The sequence below is a fragment of the Citrobacter sp. S39 genome (genome assembly GCF_009495675.1).
Classification (GTDB): domain Bacteria; phylum Pseudomonadota; class Gammaproteobacteria; order Enterobacterales; family Enterobacteriaceae; genus Citrobacter; species Citrobacter freundii.
Window position 1 is genome coordinate 1,906,724 of record NZ_CP045555.1, and the last position, 17,821, is coordinate 1,924,544.

General features: G+C 53.6%; 17 protein-coding genes. 13 read left to right on the forward strand and 4 right to left on the reverse strand.

What is annotated here, in order from left to right:
• The first annotated feature begins 4 nt into the window (after positions 1-4).
• The 5 genes from pgaB (at position 5) to GFB57_RS09110 (ending at position 4,457) form a co-directional block, all read left to right on the forward strand.
• On the forward strand, positions 5-2,026 hold the full coding sequence (gene pgaB, locus GFB57_RS09090) for a poly-beta-1,6-N-acetyl-D-glucosamine N-deacetylase PgaB (protein WP_003033857.1): 2,022 nt from the start codon (positions 5-7) through the stop codon (positions 2,024-2,026).
• A complete protein-coding gene (gene pgaC, locus GFB57_RS09095; protein ID WP_003033859.1) occupies positions 2,023-3,357 on the forward strand; it encodes a poly-beta-1,6-N-acetyl-D-glucosamine synthase in 1,335 nt (444 codons plus the stop codon). The genes pgaB and pgaC overlap by 4 nt, the downstream gene beginning before the upstream one ends.
• Positions 3,354-3,860, forward strand: a complete 507-nt coding sequence (gene pgaD / locus GFB57_RS09100) for a poly-beta-1,6-N-acetyl-D-glucosamine biosynthesis protein PgaD (protein WP_003033860.1) — start codon at positions 3,354-3,356, stop codon at positions 3,858-3,860. Before pgaC ends, pgaD begins: the two co-directional genes overlap by 4 nt.
• Before the next feature lie 82 nt (positions 3,861-3,942).
• The gene (yjdI, locus tag GFB57_RS09105; RefSeq protein ID WP_003033864.1) at positions 3,943-4,173 is read left to right on the forward strand and encodes a 4Fe-4S mono-cluster protein YjdI; all 231 of its coding nucleotides are present in this window, start codon (positions 3,943-3,945) and stop codon (positions 4,171-4,173) included.
• 11 nt (positions 4,174-4,184) lie between these two features.
• A complete protein-coding gene (locus GFB57_RS09110) occupies positions 4,185-4,457 on the forward strand; it encodes a GNAT family N-acetyltransferase (protein WP_003033869.1) in 273 nt (90 codons plus the stop codon).
• Positions 4,458-4,499: 42 nt separating this feature from the next.
• Here GFB57_RS09110 and GFB57_RS09115 read toward each other — a convergent pair whose 3' ends face one another.
• The gene (locus tag GFB57_RS09115) at positions 4,500-5,429 is read right to left on the reverse strand and encodes a LysR substrate-binding domain-containing protein (RefSeq protein WP_003033874.1); all 930 of its coding nucleotides are present in this window, start codon (positions 5,427-5,429) and stop codon (positions 4,500-4,502) included.
• A 390-nt stretch (positions 5,430-5,819) separates the two neighbouring features.
• On the opposite strand from GFB57_RS09115, the gene GFB57_RS09120 reads away from it, so the two are divergent.
• The 7 genes from GFB57_RS09120 (at position 5,820) to GFB57_RS09150 (ending at position 14,323) form a co-directional block, all read left to right on the forward strand.
• Positions 5,820-6,425: an ankyrin repeat domain-containing protein gene (locus GFB57_RS09120; RefSeq protein ID WP_003033877.1), complete on the forward strand. Its 606-nt coding sequence runs from the start codon at positions 5,820-5,822 to the stop codon at positions 6,423-6,425.
• Positions 6,426-6,551: 126 nt separating this feature from the next.
• A complete protein-coding gene (locus GFB57_RS09125) occupies positions 6,552-7,340 on the forward strand; it encodes a DUF2877 domain-containing protein (RefSeq protein ID WP_003033881.1) in 789 nt (262 codons plus the stop codon).
• Positions 7,318-8,865: an acyl-CoA synthetase FdrA gene (fdrA, locus tag GFB57_RS09130; RefSeq protein WP_003033884.1), complete on the forward strand. Its 1,548-nt coding sequence runs from the start codon at positions 7,318-7,320 to the stop codon at positions 8,863-8,865. Before GFB57_RS09125 ends, fdrA begins: the two co-directional genes overlap by 23 nt.
• Positions 8,865-10,283: a DUF1116 domain-containing protein gene (locus GFB57_RS09135; RefSeq protein WP_003033887.1), complete on the forward strand. Its 1,419-nt coding sequence runs from the start codon at positions 8,865-8,867 to the stop codon at positions 10,281-10,283. Before fdrA ends, GFB57_RS09135 begins: the two co-directional genes overlap by 1 nt.
• A 117-nt stretch (positions 10,284-10,400) precedes the next feature.
• Positions 10,401-11,951 carry a hypothetical protein gene (locus GFB57_RS09140; RefSeq protein WP_003840986.1) on the forward strand — a complete coding sequence of 517 codons (1,551 nt, stop codon included), beginning with the start codon at positions 10,401-10,403 and terminating at the stop codon, positions 11,949-11,951.
• Between the two features lie 26 nt (positions 11,952-11,977).
• Positions 11,978-12,928, forward strand: coding sequence for a carbamate kinase family protein (locus tag GFB57_RS09145; protein ID WP_003033892.1), 951 nt, complete (start codon positions 11,978-11,980; stop codon positions 12,926-12,928).
• Positions 12,929-12,940: 12 nt separating this feature from the next.
• Entirely contained in the window at positions 12,941-14,323 is a 1,383-nt protein-coding gene (locus GFB57_RS09150) for an amidohydrolase family protein (protein WP_290366963.1), read from the forward strand.
• Between the two features lie 44 nt (positions 14,324-14,367).
• On the opposite strand, the gene GFB57_RS09155 is transcribed toward GFB57_RS09150, so the two are convergent.
• Positions 14,368-15,234, reverse strand: coding sequence for a nickel/cobalt efflux protein RcnA (locus GFB57_RS09155; protein WP_003033899.1), 867 nt, complete (start codon positions 15,232-15,234; stop codon positions 14,368-14,370).
• A 120-nt stretch (positions 15,235-15,354) separates the two neighbouring features.
• Here GFB57_RS09155 and rcnR point away from each other — a divergent pair, with 120 nt between their 5' ends.
• Positions 15,355-15,627: a Ni(II)/Co(II)-binding transcriptional repressor RcnR gene (rcnR, locus tag GFB57_RS09160; RefSeq protein WP_003033900.1), complete on the forward strand. Its 273-nt coding sequence runs from the start codon at positions 15,355-15,357 to the stop codon at positions 15,625-15,627.
• A 346-nt stretch (positions 15,628-15,973) separates the two neighbouring features.
• Here rcnR and GFB57_RS09165 read toward each other — a convergent pair whose 3' ends face one another.
• Both GFB57_RS09165 and GFB57_RS09170 read right to left on the reverse strand, forming a co-directional pair.
• Complete coding sequence (locus GFB57_RS09165) at positions 15,974-17,203, reverse strand: amino acid permease (RefSeq protein WP_003033903.1); 1,230 nt, start codon at positions 17,201-17,203, stop codon at positions 15,974-15,976.
• A gap of 142 nt (positions 17,204-17,345) precedes the next feature.
• A complete protein-coding gene (locus GFB57_RS09170) occupies positions 17,346-17,801 on the reverse strand; it encodes a multidrug/biocide efflux PACE transporter (RefSeq protein WP_003033906.1) in 456 nt (151 codons plus the stop codon).
• Between the last annotated feature and the right edge of the window lie 20 nt (positions 17,802-17,821).

Here is a 17,821-nt window from a genome sequence, read left to right on the forward strand (position 1 = left end):
GTTCATGCTGAAAAGATGCCTGTGGCTTAGCGCATTAATCGCTGGCTGGTTGATGATTACCGCGTGCAGCAGCGCGCACAATACAACGCCTCGCTATGTTCCTCCTGGGGAGAGAACGCCGCTGACGGCGGATCATCAGTGGCCGAAAAATAGTTTTCTGGTACTGGGTTATCACGATGTTGAAGATGGTGCTGCCGACCAGCGTTACCTCTCTGTGCGTACCAGCGCGTTGAGCGACCAAATGGCCTGGCTGCGTGATAATGGCTATCAGCCGATCAGCGTGCAGCAAATTCTGGATGCCCATGACGGTAAAATTGTACTGCCGGAAAAAGCGGTATTACTCACCTTTGATGACGGGTATAGCAGTTTTTATACCCGCGTCTGGCCATTGCTGAAAGCCTACAACTGGCCTGCGCTCTGGGCGCCAGTAGGCAGTTGGGTTGATGCGCCAGCCAACAAAAAAGTCGATTTTGGCGGTTTAATGACAGCGCGAGATAAATTCGCCACCTGGAAAATGGTCGAAGAAATGGGGAAATCGCCGTTGGTGGAAGTCGGTGCGCACACCTGGAACTCGCACTTTGGCGCTGAGGCCAATCCGCAGGGGAGTAAAGAGCCAGCGGTAGCGAACCGCCTGTATGATAAGAAAACCGGCACTTACGAAACGGACGAACAGTACACGCGACGTATAAACACGGATATTTCTCTGATCACTAACAAGATAAAATCGGTGACCGGGAAATCGCCGCGCGCGTGGGTATGGCCGTACGGCGCAGCCAACGGCACGACGTTAAACCTGGCCAAAGAGCATGGCTATAAGATGGCCTTTACGCTTAATGAAGGGTTGGCGAATGCCGCGTTTCTCGATGATATTCCGCGCGTGCTGATCTCTGATAACCCATCCCTTAAGCGCTTTGCCAGTCAGGTCGCTCAGGTCCGTGAGCCACAGACGATGCGCGTGATGCATGTCGATCTGGATTACGTGTATGACAAGGACCCTGCTCAGCAGAAGCGAAATATCGATAAGCTGATCCAGCGCGTTTATGACATGCGTATTTCTCATGTCTTCCTGCAGGCGTACGCCGATCCGCAAGGCGACGGGAATATTCGTGAGGTCTATTTCCCCAACCGCTGGCTGCCGATGCGTGCCGATCTCTTTAACTATATCTCCTGGCAATTACAAACGCGGGCAGGGGTGACGGTATATGCCTGGATGCCGGTTCTGGCTTTCGATCTCGACGCGTCTATTCCACGCGTAACCGCATGGGATCCGAAAACGGGACGTACTGCTATCAATCACGAGAACTATGTCCGCCTTTCACCCTGGAGCAGCGAAGCGCGTCAGCGCATCACTGAAATCTACGAAGACCTGGCGAAGCACGCCAGTTTCAAAGGTATTTTGTTTCATGACGATGCTTTCCTGACGGACTTTGAAGATGCGTCACCGGAGGCGTTAGCCGCCTACCGTGCCGCAGGGCTTCCGGGCAGTATCGAGCAAATACGTAATAATCCTCAGGCGTTCGAGCGCTGGACGCGCCTGAAAAGTAAGATGCTGATCGACTTCACCAAACAGCTGACCCAGTCTGTGCGTAATATTCGCGGTCCACAGGTGCAAACTGCGCGCAATATTTACGCCATGCCGGTACTGGAGCCTGAAAGTGAAGCCTGGTTTGCACAAAACCTGAATGATTTCCTCAATACCTATGACTGGACGGCGCCGATGGCGATGCCATTCATGGAACAGATCCCGGCCAATGATGCCAACGCATGGCTTGACCGACTGGTGAATGCCGTTGCACAAAACCCTGGGGCGCTGGATAAAACCGTGTTTGAACTGCAGGCACGAGACTGGCGTAAATCCGGGGATCAGGCTGAAATCAGCGGAAAACAAATAGCCGAATGGATGCGCCAGCTGAAATTAAGCGGTGCAGGTAACTACGGCTATTACCCGGATGATTTCATCAGCGACAAACCTGAGATGTCAGAGATTCGCTCGACGTTCTCCTCATACTGGTATCCGCAAAAATGACCGATCGCATTATTGCTTTCCTGATACTTTGCCTGATGTTCAGCCTGCCGTTTGGCGTGGCTGTCATCTTTACAGGTGAAGTGATGTTGAACTTCGTCTTCTTCTGGCCTTTGTTCATGTCTGCTTTGTGGATAAGCGGCGGAGTCTATTTCTGGTTTTACCGTGAACGTCACTGGAAATGGGGAGATGACACGCCACCACCGACCCTGCCGGGGAATCCACTGGTTTCCATTCTGATCCCCTGTTTTAACGAAGGGATCAACGCGCGTGAAACCATTGAGGCCGCACTGGCACAGCGATATAAGAATATCGAAGTGATTGCCATCAACGATGGTTCAACGGATGACACTCACGACGTGCTGGAACAACTGGCAGTGGAATACCCCAGCCTGCGGGTGATTCATCTGGCTGAAAACCAGGGCAAAGCGCTGGCGCTCAAGACCGGTGCGGCCGCGGCGCGCAGCGATTACCTGGTGTGCATTGATGGCGATGCGTTACTGGATCGTGATGCCGTTGCCTATATTGTGGCTCCACTGATCCAGTTCCCGCGCGTTGGTGCGGTGACGGGGAATCCGCGTATTCGAACCCGCTCTACGTTAATCGGCCGTGTGCAGGTCGGTGAGTTCTCTTCCATTATCGGCTTAATTAAGCGTACTCAACGAGTCTATGGGCAGATCTTTACCGTTTCAGGCGTAGTTGCGGCGTTTCGTCGTCGCGCGCTGGCCGAGGTCGGTTACTGGAGCCCGGACATGATCACTGAAGATATCGATATCAGTTGGAAGCTGCAATTGCGCCACTGGTCGGTATTCTTTGAGCCGCGCGCACTGTGTTGGATCCTGATGCCTGAAACGTTAAAAGGGCTGTGGAAGCAGCGTTTGCGCTGGGCGCAGGGTGGTGCAGAGGTGTTTATCGTTAACATGCGTCGTCTGTGGTCGTGGGAGTTCCGTCGCATGTGGCCGCTGTTTCTTGAGTTTTGTTTTTCTACCGCCTGGTCGTTTGCCTATGCGATCAGTATCGTGCTGTTCCTGTTAGGGCTGATGATCCCGATGCCGGACTCGCTGTATGTGCAGCATCTGTTCCCGCCAGCCTTTACCGGACTTATCCTCGGCGTGGTGTGCTTGCTGCAGTTTGCGGTGAGCCTGATGATTGAACGACGTTATGAAAAAGGCATTGGCGCCTCGTTGTTCTGGATTATCTGGTTCCCGGTGGTGTACTGGATGCTAAGCCTGTTCACCACGCTGGTCGCGTTCCCGAAAGTGATGCTCAAACGCAAACGCGGCAGAGCGCGTTGGGTGAGTCCTGACCGTGGAATTGGGAGGATCGAATCGTGAATCAGCCACTGATCTTTACGGAGCGGCGTCTGCTGCCTCGCATTATCGATGTGTTGTTGACGCTCATCGCCTGGGTTGGTTTCTTATACCTGATCTATAAAGGGTTGATCACGGCCCTGGCGCATTCACCGTATATGGGGGTGCGACCCTTTTTCACCACGCTGGATACGGTCACGTTTTATATCCTTGTCGCCCTGGTCAACGGCCTGGTGCTAATTGGCTGGGCTAAGTACAACCAGTTTCGTTTTCGGGTGGAACGCCGCAGTCGCAGACCCGGGCTGGAAGACCATGAGCTGGCAGAAAGTTTGCGTATTACCCGGGAGCTGGTTACGGAACTGAACAAGGCGAGGGTGCTGACGGTCCACCATCATGAGAATGGCGAAATCAGTCATATCGATGTGGACAGGGATATTGCCGATAACCGCCTCCCGCCGCCAACGCCTGCGATGCTGGAGTATTTGCCACCAGAGCAGCAGCCGTCGTTGCAGAACAGGCCCGAGTGATATTTCTGCTTTCAGCAGCTTCCTTCAGCCTCGCATAGGTCTATGATTAGACCCAGACAATAAAAAAATGTGAGGCAATGTCGTGGATAAGGAACTACTGGATGCAGGTTACCGGGCCTATACCGGCGAGAAGATTGACGTCTATTTCAACACGGCGATATGTCAGCATTCGGGCAATTGCGTGCGGGGAAGCGCGAAACTGTTTAACCTGAAACGTAAACCGTGGATCATTCCGGATGAAGTGGATGTCGAGACGGTCATCAAGGTCATCGATACCTGTCCGAGCGGTGCGCTGAAATATCGCCAGAAATGAGTGAGGGGACCATGGAAATTCTTGCAGGCCACAACAAGTTTTATGTCAATGATGCTGAGGGCAACCAGGTTGCCGAGATAGTATTTGTGCCGACGGGCGAGCATCTGAGCATCATTGAACATACCGATGTCGACCCCAGCCTGAAAGGTCAGGGCGTCGGCAAACAGCTGGTGGCGAAAGTGGTAGAGAAGATGCGCGCTGAAAACCGCAAAGTTATTCCGCTGTGCCCGTTTGCCAAACATGAATTTGATAAAACCCGCGAGTACGACGATATCCGCGCCTGATCATCTTATGTGTACCGGAAGGTATAACAGCCATCCGGTTCATCACTCCCGATGCAGCAGATCCTGATAAATCCCCGTCAGTATCCCTTGTGGCCCAAACTCTTTTTTAATCCACTGAGTTACACGACCGGTTGCCGAATGCTGGGTGGCCAACAGCATTCGTGAATCCTGACGCGGGTTGTGGATCTGCCGCGTCACCAGCAACGACTTTTCCATCGCCTCGCGCACCATGTAGTCCGGCAGAAAACCGATGCCTTCACCCAGGATCTGGCACTGGCACTTGGTATTAAAATCGGGAACCAGAATCGACTCCTGTCCGTGTAACAGCCAGCCGACCTTCTTGTTGATGGTGTGTGCGGTGTCTTCCACCATGATGTTCGGGTACAGGCGTAACTGGCTCTCAGAAATGGGTTCCGGCATAAAGGCGAGGGGATGATCCGGGGCAATCGCAAACGACCAACGGATCGCGCCGATCTCGGTGTAATCAATTCCGCCGCCGTCCAGTAACGTATCGGGTGCGCCAATGGCGATATTAGCCAGGTTGTTGATGATCGAATCCCAGACGCCGTTATACACCTCGGTGGTGACGGTTATCTGGCAGGTTGGAAACTGTTTCTTGAGTACCTGCAGCAGCCGCGCTGTATGTTGAGGGGTATACAAAAGCTGGTTAATGCAGATGCGTACCCGGGCTTCAATGCCCTGAGCGATGGTATCAATGCTGCGCTTGATTGCGTGGAAATCGTTGAGCAGGTCGGTCGCCTTGCGAAACAGGTAGCGCCCGGACTCGGTCAGTTCAATGCTGCGAGTACTGCGGGTAAACAGCACCACGTCGAGACCCATTTCCATGCGCTTAATGGTGTAACTAATTGCCGATGTGGTTAAGCCAAGCTCTTCAGCCGCCTTGCTAAAGCTGCTGTAGCGGGCAGCCATCGTAAACGCCAGTAGGTTTTCCTCGGTAAATATTGAATTCATCTTTCTCCCCTCCGGCGACAATGCGCATCCGCAACACGATGATTGTTGAATGTATTTGTAATCCTTATACAGAGCAATCAGTTTTGAACAAAATTTAACACTAGTTTTACATTTGATTTGAAGGCAATCACACTTCTGTATTTTAATTGCAGGCCGCTATCCGTGCAGCATACCGCCTGATTCACCGGACTACTGATTAGTGGCTAAAAGGGCCCCAGTCATAAGGGAAAGATTGCACTACAGCACGTTTTGTTCTCATTGTTAAAATTGATTCAATAATCGATGCACTAACGATGAATGAAATTTAAGCGGATGTTATTCTCTGCACTCTGTTGCTATTCTCAGGTTATCGGATATTTAAAAAGTCTAAAAAACTGCAGGAGAGCGATTATGTCAGAGAAAGAACTCATTACTGAATTTCTGCTGGCGGCAGAACAGGGCAATGCCGATGGATTAAAATCCTGTCTGGCAAAAAATGTGGATATTAATGCCACTAACCGCCAGGGGCGTACTGCCATTATTATTGCCAGCCTGAATAAACATTATGACTGTGTTTCTTTATTGATTGCTGAGGGTGCCGATATTAATAAACAAGATCAAACTTGTTTTAACCCCTTCCTGATTAGCTGCCTGACGAATGATTTAACGCTGTTGCGTACGGTATTACCGGCTAACCCCGACCTTAATTGTCTGAGCCGTTTTGGCGGTGTCGGTATTACGCCAGCCAGCGAAAAAGGCCATGTCGAGATCGTGCGTGAGCTGCTGCTGCGTACCGATATCAATGTCAACCATACTAATTTTGTTGGCTGGACGCCGCTCCTGGAAGCCATCGTACTTAATGACGGTGGCGCGAAGCAGCAGGAGATCGTTAAGCTGCTGCTCGACCATGGTGCAAACCCGCACATGACGGATAAATACGGTAAAACCCCGCTGGAACTGGCGCGAGAGAAAGGGTACCACGAAATTGCCGAGCTGCTGATTGCGGCCGGAGCCTGACACAGGAGCGCCATTATCGCTACGCCATCACGGCGATGCGTACGGGCGCTAACCGCAGACAGCGCGTTTCTCACTTTCCGGGGAACGGGACGGGTTGAACAGGTTTTTTCCCACGCGGTAAACCTGTTGATACCTGAACAGCAGCGGCTGCTGACGTTACTGAGTGAAGATTGTGATAACGCACCTAACAGCTGTCGGCTGGCGCTGACGCATTGTGAAGACCTGTTTCACCCCGGTGAGCTGGTCAATTTTAGCGGGTCGGGAATAGTTGTTGGCAATGATAAATGGATAGAAACCGCCGGTTGCCTGCTGTGGCGAATACCACGGTGGACATCTGATGCAGCAAGTCTTGCCACAGTCGGCTGGCAGCATTGGGAAGAGGTTATCCGCCAACAGCTAAGAAGCGACGACACATTATTTCTGTATCAGGGTGACAATCCGTTTTTTCAGGAAATCACCCGTCAATTACACAACCGCCGACAAACATTACTGACGGCGTTGCGTACAGGAGAAAATATCTCTACAGCGGTCAGCCATTTAATTGGTTTGGGGATTGGTCTGACGCCCTCATCGGATGATTATTTAGTGGGCCTAAGCACTATTCTATTTATTCCCGGACATCCGCTGAGGAAATATCGTGAAGATTTTTTAGCAGCTTTACAATGTGCCGGAAATAATACGACGCTACTCAGCAAAATAACATTAGAGGAAGCTTTTCATCAGCGTTATCGGGAAAGCGTTGGACGGCTGCTCAACCATATTATTACTGAGCAACAACCCGTTTCTACACAATATATTACTGACATTAAAAATATTGGCTCAAGTTCTGGCTGCGACATGCTGTATGGCATGGCGGATGCCTGCGCCCTGAGCTACAGGTCCGGAGGGAATTATGTCGATCAGGATAGTTGTTAAAAAGAACACGTATTTTGATTCTGTCTCACTGATGTCTATCTCCACGCGCGCAAATAAGCTCGATGGTGTTGAGCAGGCGTTCGTGGCTATGGCGACAGAAATGAATAAGGGCGTGCTGAAGAATCTCGGCCTGCTCACGCCTGAGCTGGAAGAGGCGAAGAGTGGCGATCTGATGATTGTCATTAAAGGCGCGAGCGACGAAGCAAACGCGCAAACGCTGGTGGCGATTGACGATCTGTTTACGCATAAAGAGCAGGGTGGCCAGCACGAAGCGCGCTATGCCACGCTGGCCAGCGCGAAGAAGCACGTTCCCGACAGCAACCTGGCGGTGATCTCGGTCAACGGCCTGTTTGCCGCGCGTGAAGCGCGTCAGGCGCTGCAAAATAACCTCAACGTGATGTTGTTCTCTGACAACGTCTCTCTTGAAGACGAGCTGACGCTTAAGCAACTGGCGCACGAAAAAGGGCTGTTGATGATGGGGCCAGACTGCGGAACCGCCATCATTAACGGCGCGGCGCTGTGTTTTGGCAACGCGGTGCGTCGCGGCAACATCGGAATTATTGGTGCGTCCGGTACCGGTAGCCAGGAGCTGAGCGTACGCATTCACGAGTTTGGCGGCGGAATTTCCCAACTGATTGGCACCGGTGGACGCGATCTGAGTGAGAAGATTGGCGGCCTGATGATGCTTGACGCGATTGGCATGCTGGAGGCCGATCCGCAAACTGAGATCATCGCGCTTATCTCCAAACCTCCTGCGCCAGCGGTGGCGCGCAAGGTGCTGGAACGTGCGCGCGCCTGTCATAAGCCCGTGGTGGTGTGTTTCCTCGGACGTGAAGCCGCGCCTGCGGATGAAAAAGGCCTGCAGTTTGCCCGCGGTACTAAAGAGGCGGCGTTGAAAGCTGTACTACTTACCGGCGTGAAAAAAGAGAGCCTGGATCTGCATCCGCTCAACTGGCCGCTGATTGAAGAGGTTCGCGCCCGTCTGACCCCGCAACAAAAGTACATCCGTGGCTTGTTCTGCGGTGGCACGTTGTGCGATGAGGCGATGTTTGCTGCCATGGAAAAACATGCCGAAGTTTACAGCAACATTCATCCGGACCCGGCGTTCCGCCTGCAAGATCTCAACCGCAGCGTGGCGCATACCTTCCTCGATTTCGGTGATGACGATTTTACCAACGGTAAACCGCACCCGATGATCGATCCCACCAACCGCATTAGTCGTCTGTTGCAGGAAGCGCGCGATCCTGAAGTCGGCGTGATCGTGATGGACTTCGTCCTTGGTTTTGGATCGCATGAAGATCCGGTTGGCGTGATGCTCGACGCGATCGTTGAAGCCAAAGCGATCGCCGCCGCAGACGGTCGTCCGCTTGAGATCCTCGGCTATGTGCTGGGGACCGATCTTGATACGCCGTCGCTGGAAAAACAATGTCAGATGCTGACTGATGCGGGCGTTATCTGGGCGAGCAGTAGCACCAACACCGGATTGCTGGCGCGTGAATTTATCTGTAAAGGGGAGGAAGCCTGATGAGCCAGACACTGTTTAACCAGCCGCTGAACGTGATTAACGTCGGTATCGCGATGTTCAGCGATGACCTGAAAAAGCAGAACGTTCCAGTGACCCAGCTCGACTGGACGCCGCCGGGTCAGGGCAACATGCAGGTGGTTGCTGCACTGGACGAGATTGCCGATTCGCCGCTGGCAGACAAAATCGCTGCTGCTAACCAGCAGGCGCTGGAACGTATTATTCAGTCGCATCCGGTGCTGATTGGCTATGACCAGGCAATCAATGTCGTACCGGGGATGACCCGCAACACCATCCTGCATGCCGGGCCGCCGATCCGCTGGGAAAAAATGTGCGGTGCGATGAAGGGCGCGGTCACCGGGGCGCTGGTGTTTGAAGGACTGGCGAAAGATCTGGATGAAGCTGCCGAACTGGCCGCCTCGGGTGAAATTATCTTCTCACCATGTCACGAGCATGACTGCGTTGGCTCGATGGCGGGTGTGACCTCTGCGTCGATGTTTATGCACATCGTTGAGAACAAAACCTACGGCAACCGCGCATATACCAATATGAGCGAGCAGATGGCGAAGATCCTGCGTATGGGCGCGAACGATCAGAGCGTTATTGATCGTCTGAACTGGATGCGTGATGTGCTGGGACCGATGCTGCGCGATGCCATGAAGCTGGCGGGCGAAATCGATCTGCGCCTGATGTTGGCGCAGGCGCTACACATGGGCGATGAGTGCCATAACCGTAACAACGCCGGGACGGCGCTGCTGATTCAGGCGCTGACGCCGTGGATTATTCAGACCGGTTATCCGGTTGAGCAGCAGCGTGAGGTGTTCGAGTTCGTCCTCAGCAGCGATTACTTCTCCGGGCCGACCTGGATGGCGATGTGTAAAGCCGCAATGGACGCCGCCCACGGCATTGAATACAGCACCGTGGTGACGACGATGGCGCGAAACGGTGTTGAGTTCGGTCTGCGCATCAGCGGCTTACCGGGTCAGTGGTTTACCGGTCCGGCGCAGCAGGTGATTGGCCCGATGTTTGCAGGCTACAAGCCGGAAGATTCCGGACGTGATATTGGCGATAGCGCGATCACCGAAACCTACGGCATTGGCGGTTTCGCCATGGCGACGGCACCGGCCATCGTGGCACTGGTGGGTGGTACGGTCGAAGAGGCCGTTGATTTCTCGCGCCAGATGCGTGAAATCACTCTCGGCGAAAACCCCAACGTCACCATTCCGCTGCTGGGTTTTATGGGCGTACCGACTGCTATCGATATTACGCGCGTGGGCAGCACCGGCATTCTGCCGGTGATTAACACCGCCATTGCGCACAAAGACGCGGGGATCGGCATGATCGGCGCCGGAATAGTCCACCCGCCGTTCGCCTGTTTTGAAAAGGCGATCCTCAACTGGCGCGACCGCTACTGCCAATAACAACAATCGGGGCTAACGCGGTTAGCCCCACAGTAGCGAAGCGAAAAACGTTGCTTACCTGCAGGGCTGGGCGATCTCCGCGATCGCAAACGATGCTTAACCTGTTAAGGATATTCCATGAACAGCATAAAACTAGAATGGAAACGTGGTGACTGGGCAGCTTACTTTGGGCTGATGACCAACAACCTGACTAACCTGCTGACAATGATGGGGCTGCTCATTTTTGTCGTCGGGATCCCTACCGAAATTGTCTATGGTCGCATTGCGCCTGCCTTTGGTCTGGCGGTGCTGGTGGCCAGCGTCTGCTACGCCTGGTTTGGCCTGCAGATGGCAAAACACACCGGGCGTAAAGACGTGACGGCACTGCCGTCCGGACCGAGCGCACCGTCAATCTTTACCGTAACCTTCCTGGTACTGATGCCGGTTTATCAGCAAACCAAAGATGCCAACTTTGCTATCCAGATAGCCTTGGTGTGGTGCTTTGTCGAAGCGTTGATCCTGGTCGGCGGCTCCTTCCTGGGCGAGACCATCCGCAAGATGATTCCACGTACGGTACTGCTTTCTTGTCTGTCCGGCCTGGGACTGTTGCTGCTGGCGATGAACCCGATGCTGCAGGCATTCGAAGCGCCGACCGTCTCTTTCATCGTCCTGTTGCTGATCTTCATTAACTGGTTCGGTAAGAAGCCGATTTTTGCCCGCATTCCTACCGGCTTGCTGCTGCTGATTGCCGGTACGGCCCTGGCGTGGATCTCCGGTTTACAAAGCCCGGAAGCCATTAAAGCGTCGATGTCTTCCTTTGGCTTCAACCCGCCGGAAATTCATGTCGACAGCTTCTTGCAAGGTTTGCCGCATGCACTGCCGTATCTGGCTTCTGCGGTTCCTCTGGGTCTGGCGAACTACATTTTCGACCTTGAGAACATTGAAAGTGCGCACGCGGCGGGGGATGAGTACAACACCCGTAAGGTGATGATGGCGAACGGCTTTGCCTCCATGCTCGGCTGCATGCTGGGCAACCCGTTCCCGGTGACCGTGTATGTTGGGCATGCGGGCTGGAAAGCGATGGGCGCCAGTATCGGCTATACCCTCGCTTCAGGCATCACCATGTTCCTGGTACCGCTGTTTGGCCTGGGCGCGTTTATGCTCGCCATTATTCCGATGACTGCGATAGTGCCGATTCTGGTGTTTATCGGCGTGGTGACCGCCAACCAGGTGGTGCGAGAAACGCCCAAAGTCGAGGTTCCCGTTATCTTCATCTGCCTGTTCCCGTGGATCGCTAACTGGGCATTGACCATCGTTAACAGCGTGATGGGCGCCGCCGGAACATCCGCGGGGAAACTGGGTAGCGACTTACTGCACAGCAAAGGTGTCTATTACGACGGACTGGTGCATCTGGGAAGCGGCGCGCCGCTGGCCAGCATGCTGTGGGGCTGCGTCGCTATCTTCGCCATTATGAATAAGCCGCTGCGCGGGGCGATTGCCGCAGCCTTTGGGGCACTGTTATCGCTGTTTGGCGTGATCCACTCCCCGGCAGTTGGCTTTGCTGAGGGCAGCTCGATGATGTTTGTTGTGGCCTACCTGATGATGAGCGGCATGTTTGTCCTCAAGCATGTTCTTGATAGCCGTGAAGCGGTGACTGCGCCTGAGCAGGAACCGACGAAAACGACCTGAATCGCCTGTAAGCGGAAGATAACACTATGAAAGAACTTGTGGTCGTTGCCATTGGCGGCAACAGCATTATCAAAGATAACGCCAGCCAGTCGATTGAACATCAGGCTGAAGCGGTGAAAGCGGTAGCGGATACGGTGCTGGAGATGCTGGCATCGGACTACAACATTGTGCTGACGCACGGTAACGGGCCGCAGGTGGGGCTGGATCTGCGGCGTGCGGAAATCGCGCACGAGCGTGAAGGGCTGCCGCTTACCCCGCTGGCAAACTGCGTCGCCGATACGCAGGGCGGTATCGGTTATCTGATCCAACAGGCGCTGAACAACCGACTGGCACGACGCGGCGAGCAAAAGGCAGTGACGGTGGTCACGCAGGTGGAGGTCGACAAAAACGATCCGGGCTTTGCTAACCCGACCAAGCCTATCGGGGCGTTCTTTAGTGAAGTGCAGCGTGATGAACTGCAGCGGGTCAATCCGGGCTGGCGCTTTGTTGAGGATTCGGGGCGCGGCTACCGTCGGGTTGTGGCTTCCCCTGAACCAAAACGTATTGTTGAAGCAGAGGCGATCAAAACGCTGACTCAGCAGGGGTTCGTGGTGATTGGTGCGGGTGGTGGTGGCATCCCGGTGGTGCGTAGCGATCAGGGGGATTACCAGAGCGTGGATGCGGTGATTGATAAAGATCTCTCCACGGCGTTGCTGGCACAGGAGATCCGCGCCGACATTCTGGTGATCACCACCGGCGTCGAGCAGGTCTGTATTCATTTTGGCAAACCTAACCAGCAGGCGCTGGATACGGTGGATGTCGCCACGATGACCCGTTACATGCAGGAGGGACATTTCCCGCCGGGCAGCATGTTACCCAAGATTGTTGCCAGCCTGGCGTTTCTGGAGCGTGGCGGTAAACGAGTGATCATCACCACGCCGGAATGCCTGCCCGCCGCACTGCGCGGCGAAACGGGCACCCATATTGTCCATTCCTGAGAGGAGATGCGAATGAAGGAAAGTAACAGCCGCCGTGAATTTTTAAGCCAGAGCGGAAAAATGGTCACTGCCGCCGCGCTGTTTGGCGCAGTCGCCCCGGTCGCGTATGCTGCTAATCCTGTCGGGAACACCTGCGGGTCGAAGAGCACAATGACGATTAACGATAAGCACTATTACCTGGATAACGTCCTGCTGGAAGCGGGGTTTGATTACGAAAACTCAGTGGTGGTGCACACCCGTACCGCGCTGCAAACCGTTGAAATCCAGGACGGGAAAATAGTTGCGCTGCGCGAGAATAAGCAGCATCCGGATGCGACGCTGCCGCACTACGATGCGGGTGGAAAGCTGATGCTGCCCGCCATGCGCGACATGCATATCCATCTGGATAAAACCTTTTACGGCGGTCCCTGGCGTTCGCTGAACCGTCCGGCGGGCACCACCATTCAGGATATGATCCGCCTGGAACAAAAGCTGCTGCCTGAACTCCAGCCTTACACCCAGGAGCGCGCGGAAAAGCTGATCGATCTGCTGCAATCAAAAGGTACCTCGATTGCCCGCAGCCACTGCAACATAGAACCGGTTTCCGGACTGAAAAACCTGGAGAACCTGCAGGCGGTGCTGGCGCGTCGCCAGCCGGGTTTTGCCTGTGAAATTGTGGCATTTCCACAGCATGGTCTGCTGTTATCAAAATCTGAACCGCTAATGCGTGAAGCGATGCAGGCGGGAGCGCATTATGTCGGCGGTCTGGACCCAACCAGCGTGGATGGGGCGATGGAAAAATCCCTCGACACCATGTTCCAGATTGCGCTCGATTACAACAAAGGCGTGGATATCCATCTGCATGAAACCAGTCCGGCGGGCGTGGCGGCGGTGAATTACATGGTAGAAACGGTGGAGAAAACGCCGCAGTTAAAGGGCAAACTGACCATCAGCCACGCGTTTGCGCTGTCTACGCTGAACGAACAGCAGGTGGATGAACTCGCAACCCGCATGGCGGCGCAGCAGATTACCATTGCCTCGACGGTGCCGATTGGCACGATGCACATGCCGCTAAAACAGCTGCGCGGCAAAGGCGTGGAAGTGATTACCGGGACCGACAGCGTGATTGACCACTGGTCGCCGTACGGCCTGGGAGACATGCTGGAGAAGGCGAATCTGTACGCGCAGCTCTATATTCGCCCGAATGAACTCAACCTGTCGCGGGCGCTGTTCCTCGCTACCGGTGATGTGCTGCCGCTTAACGATAAAGGTGAGCGCGTCTGGCCGAAAGCGCAGGATGAAGCCAGCTTTGTGCTGGTAGATGCCTCATGCTCAGCGGAAGCGGTCGCGCGAATCTCCCCACGCACTGCGACCTTCCATAAAGGGCAACTGGTGTGGGGGAATGTCGCAAGCTAGTTTGGTTTTCCGCGCAGCGGCTATCGCTGCTGCGCTCCCATATATTAACCGACGATCCCCATATAGCCGTGAATCCCCATATATACGCCGACCATTGCAATGAGCACGCTGGAAAAATAGGGCGCTTTGCGTGCCAGCGTGTTAAATCCGCTCCATCGTTTGGCTGCCTGCTGCACGCTGATTGCCGCACCCACGCCCACTGTTACCAGCGTTATCGCCAGCCCGAGGCTAAAGCACAGCACCATGGTGGCGCCCAGCGTGAAGGCTTTGAGCTGGATGCATATCAGCAGTACCGTAATGGCAGCTGGGCACGGGATCAGCCCGCCGGTCAGACCGAACAGTAATATTTGGCCGTTGGTGACCTCTTTGCCCGCAAAGCGGCGCTGAATATCGGTGGCATGCGCCCGTTCGTGGGCATCCTGATACTCTTTCGAACCCTCGTTCAGCCCTGCTAACGCGGCATGGTTATGATCGTGGTCGTGGTCATGATGATGGTGGTGATGGTCGTCATGATCATGGTGGTGGTGATGCCCGTGATCGTGGTCGTGATGCGTCTGGGCCAGCCAGTTCTGCTCTCCCTGCCAGGTTCGCCAGAACATCCAGAATGCGGTCCCGAGAATAATTATCGCCGAGACAAATTGCAGCCAGGGCTCAACGGCCTGGGCGGTAAACGCTTTGCTGATATACATCCCACCGAGCGCAATCAGCCATACTACGGCGGTATGCGACAGCGTTGCTGCCAGCCCCAGCATCACCGCCTGTTTGATGGTCCCCTTAATAGCAATAATAAAGGCCGCCATCATCGTCTTGGAATGCCCTGGTTCCAGACCGTGCAACACACCTAATAGAATCGCGCTGGGAATGAAAAACCAGGCGTTGCCTTGCTGAAGAAGCGTAGAAAACTCACCCATGAGAATGATTCTTAGTTGTTTAATTTCGCCTGATTCTACTCCCCCCCAGTATCAAATACTACCCCCCAGTAGAATGTCGATGGTATTGTCCCTTCAGCCAGACGTTAAAAAGGTAAAGTTATGTCACATACGATCCGCGACAAACAAAAGCTGAAAGCCCGAACCAGCAAAATTCAGGGGCAGGTAGCGGCGTTGAAAACCATGCTGGATGAACCGCATGAATGCGCGGCGGTATTGCAGCAAATAGCGGCGATCCGCGGGGCGGTAAATGGATTAATGCGCGAAGTGATTAAAGGTCATCTGACCGAGCACATTGTGCATCAGGGCGATGAAATTAAGCGCGAAGAAGATTTGGATGTGATTCTGAAAGTACTGGATTCGTACATCAAATAAACCAGTTTAACGGCTCATCCACGTTCAATACCGTCCAGTTAAGCATGTAGGGTGAACATGTGATTCTTTCTCAGGGTTCCGTTCACCTCAGCAGTGTTATTTTTCTGAAGCATCGATACCCGTGAACGTGTAAAGGGCGTTCTTCGCCACGCTCTTTACAATCCCGCCGGGAGCCTGGGTTGCAAGGGAGGCGGCGGTGAGCCTCCCTTGCACGTTCACAGGAATCTGTGCTTCAGAGAAACGATGAACATGAGGTGAACGGAATCCTTTCTCTGAGATAACATGTTTATTACCTCCGCCAACACTGGTTGATGCTTTCTGAAAATGAGCCGTTAAGCAACACGTTCTAGCCAAAAAACATCACAGATACGCACAGCAGACCGACAATCAGGGTGATCAGGTTACCCACTGAACGGTATGGCTTCAGCGCCGGGATCAGATAGGTAGACAATGTCGGCATGATAAACAAAATCATGGCAATCAGCGGCCCACTAATCGCGTAAATCATTGAAATAGCATTAGGATTGATGCAGCAGATGATAAACGTGATGCTTGAGACCAACATAATGGACAGAGCGCGGTTAAAGGCCCGGCTTTTCTTCACACCCACCTGATGCAACGATGTTTTTACTACCTCCGTTGCCCCTTCAATCACGCCAAAGTAGGTGCCAAGGAACGATTTTGACATCGCTACGACGGCAACGATGATCCCGGAAATCGACAGCCATGCCGGTGCGTTAGGCATCATCGACAGCGCGGAAAGAATGGTCACGCCTTCATTTTTTGCATCCTCGATATAGTTTGTCGGAATCGAAAGCAAACAGCTGAAGACGAAAAACAGTACGCTCAGGCAGATGATAACGTAGGCTACCTTCATGATTTTTTTGCATTTACCCATGGCCTGCTCGCCATATTTCTCACGTCGATCAATGGCGAACGTGGAGATAATTGGCGTATGGCTAAAAGCGAAAACCATCACGGGAATAGATATCCAAACCTGATGAAGCGTGTGCTGATCGACAGACATCTGGCCGGTGAGTAGCGTTGGCTGCCAGCTTCCGGTCAGGTAGAGCGAAAGGAACAAAAAGTACGCGATGAGCGGGAATACCAAAAAGCCCATGACCCGGATGGTGGCTTGTCGACCCATCAGAAAAATTAAATTCAGCACCAGTACCACGCCCAGACTGACCAGCATGCGGATCCGCAGGTCGATAGTGATATGTTTTGCCAGCTGTTCAGTGAGTGAGTTGGTTATCGCCACGGCGTAGATCAGCACCACCACAAAGAAGGCAATAAAATAGAGGGTGGTGATCAGGCTGCCAATCTTCTTGCCGTAGTAGTGTGTAACCGCGCCAGTAATCCCTTCACCAGCCGACGTTTTTGAAGACAGGATAAACTGGCATAGCGCCTTGTGCGGCCAGTAGGTTAAAGGCCAGGCGACGAGAGCGGTTATAAACAGTACCACCGCACCTGCAGAACCCAGCTGTATGGGGAGGAAGAGGGTTCCTGCGCCGACGGCAGTCCCATATAGTGCGAAGCTCCAGAGAGTCTCTTCTTTTGACCAAAATTTCGACATTATTTGAACGTATCAACTATAAAATAAACAAAAAGAAGCGCAATTTACCACAAATGGCAGGGGCTGGGGGAGGTGTGAACAAGCGGGCGAGTGAATGGAACAATAGCCGGAACCGAGAAGATTCCGACTATTATTTTAATTATCAGGCAGTAACGCGCTGCTGGCGGCGCTTCATAACACGCTCGCGTAACGTGTCATAAGCCCAGTTATAGAACATGGTATACGGCAGGAAGAACAGGAAGAAACCTATTTCCAGCGTGAATGCCTGAAGCAGGCTGACGTTCAGCACATACGCCACGATGCTCACCCCGATCACAATAAAACCGCTCTCAAAACCTAAGGCGTGAAATGCTCGCACTTTCGCCGTACGTTTTACCAGGTGCGACGGCCACAGACGGTCAAACAGGGCGTTATAAATGATATTCCAGATCATCGCTGTAGTGGCGAGAAGAATTGTCAGTCCGCCCATTTCCAGCACCGAGCGCTGCATCAACCATGCGGTGGTTGGTGCGAGAACAGCGGTGGCAATGCCTTCAAAGCAGACGGCATGAAAAATGCGCTCCATTAACGAGCGACGTTGGACTGTATCGTGTTGCATAACCTAAAACCTTCTTTGAT

Bases quoted from the DNA above. Each gene is read 5' to 3' on its own strand.
- pgaB (WP_003033857.1), top strand. From the start codon at position 5: ATGCTGAAAAGATGCCTGTGGCTTAGCGCATTAATCGCTGGCTGGTTG.
- pgaC (WP_003033859.1), top strand. From the start codon at position 2,023: ATGACCGATCGCATTATTGCTTTCCTGATACTTTGCCTGATGTTCAGC.
- GFB57_RS09110 (WP_003033869.1), top strand. From the start codon at position 4,185: ATGGAAATTCTTGCAGGCCACAACAAGTTTTATGTCAATGATGCTGAG.
- GFB57_RS09115 (WP_003033874.1), bottom strand. From the start codon at position 5,429: ATGAATTCAATATTTACCGAGGAAAACCTACTGGCGTTTACGATGGCT.
- GFB57_RS09120 (WP_003033877.1), top strand. From the start codon at position 5,820: ATGTCAGAGAAAGAACTCATTACTGAATTTCTGCTGGCGGCAGAACAG.
- fdrA (WP_003033884.1), top strand. From the start codon at position 7,318: ATGTCGATCAGGATAGTTGTTAAAAAGAACACGTATTTTGATTCTGTC.
- GFB57_RS09135 (WP_003033887.1), top strand. From the start codon at position 8,865: ATGAGCCAGACACTGTTTAACCAGCCGCTGAACGTGATTAACGTCGGT.
- GFB57_RS09140 (WP_003840986.1), top strand. From the start codon at position 10,401: ATGAACAGCATAAAACTAGAATGGAAACGTGGTGACTGGGCAGCTTAC.
- GFB57_RS09145 (WP_003033892.1), top strand. From the start codon at position 11,978: ATGAAAGAACTTGTGGTCGTTGCCATTGGCGGCAACAGCATTATCAAA.
- GFB57_RS09150 (WP_290366963.1), top strand. From the start codon at position 12,941: ATGAAGGAAAGTAACAGCCGCCGTGAATTTTTAAGCCAGAGCGGAAAA.
- GFB57_RS09155 (WP_003033899.1), bottom strand. From the start codon at position 15,234: ATGGGTGAGTTTTCTACGCTTCTTCAGCAAGGCAACGCCTGGTTTTTC.
- rcnR (WP_003033900.1), top strand. From the start codon at position 15,355: ATGTCACATACGATCCGCGACAAACAAAAGCTGAAAGCCCGAACCAGC.
- GFB57_RS09165 (WP_003033903.1), bottom strand. From the start codon at position 17,203: ATGTCGAAATTTTGGTCAAAAGAAGAGACTCTCTGGAGCTTCGCACTA.
- GFB57_RS09170 (WP_003033906.1), bottom strand. From the start codon at position 17,801: ATGCAACACGATACAGTCCAACGTCGCTCGTTAATGGAGCGCATTTTT.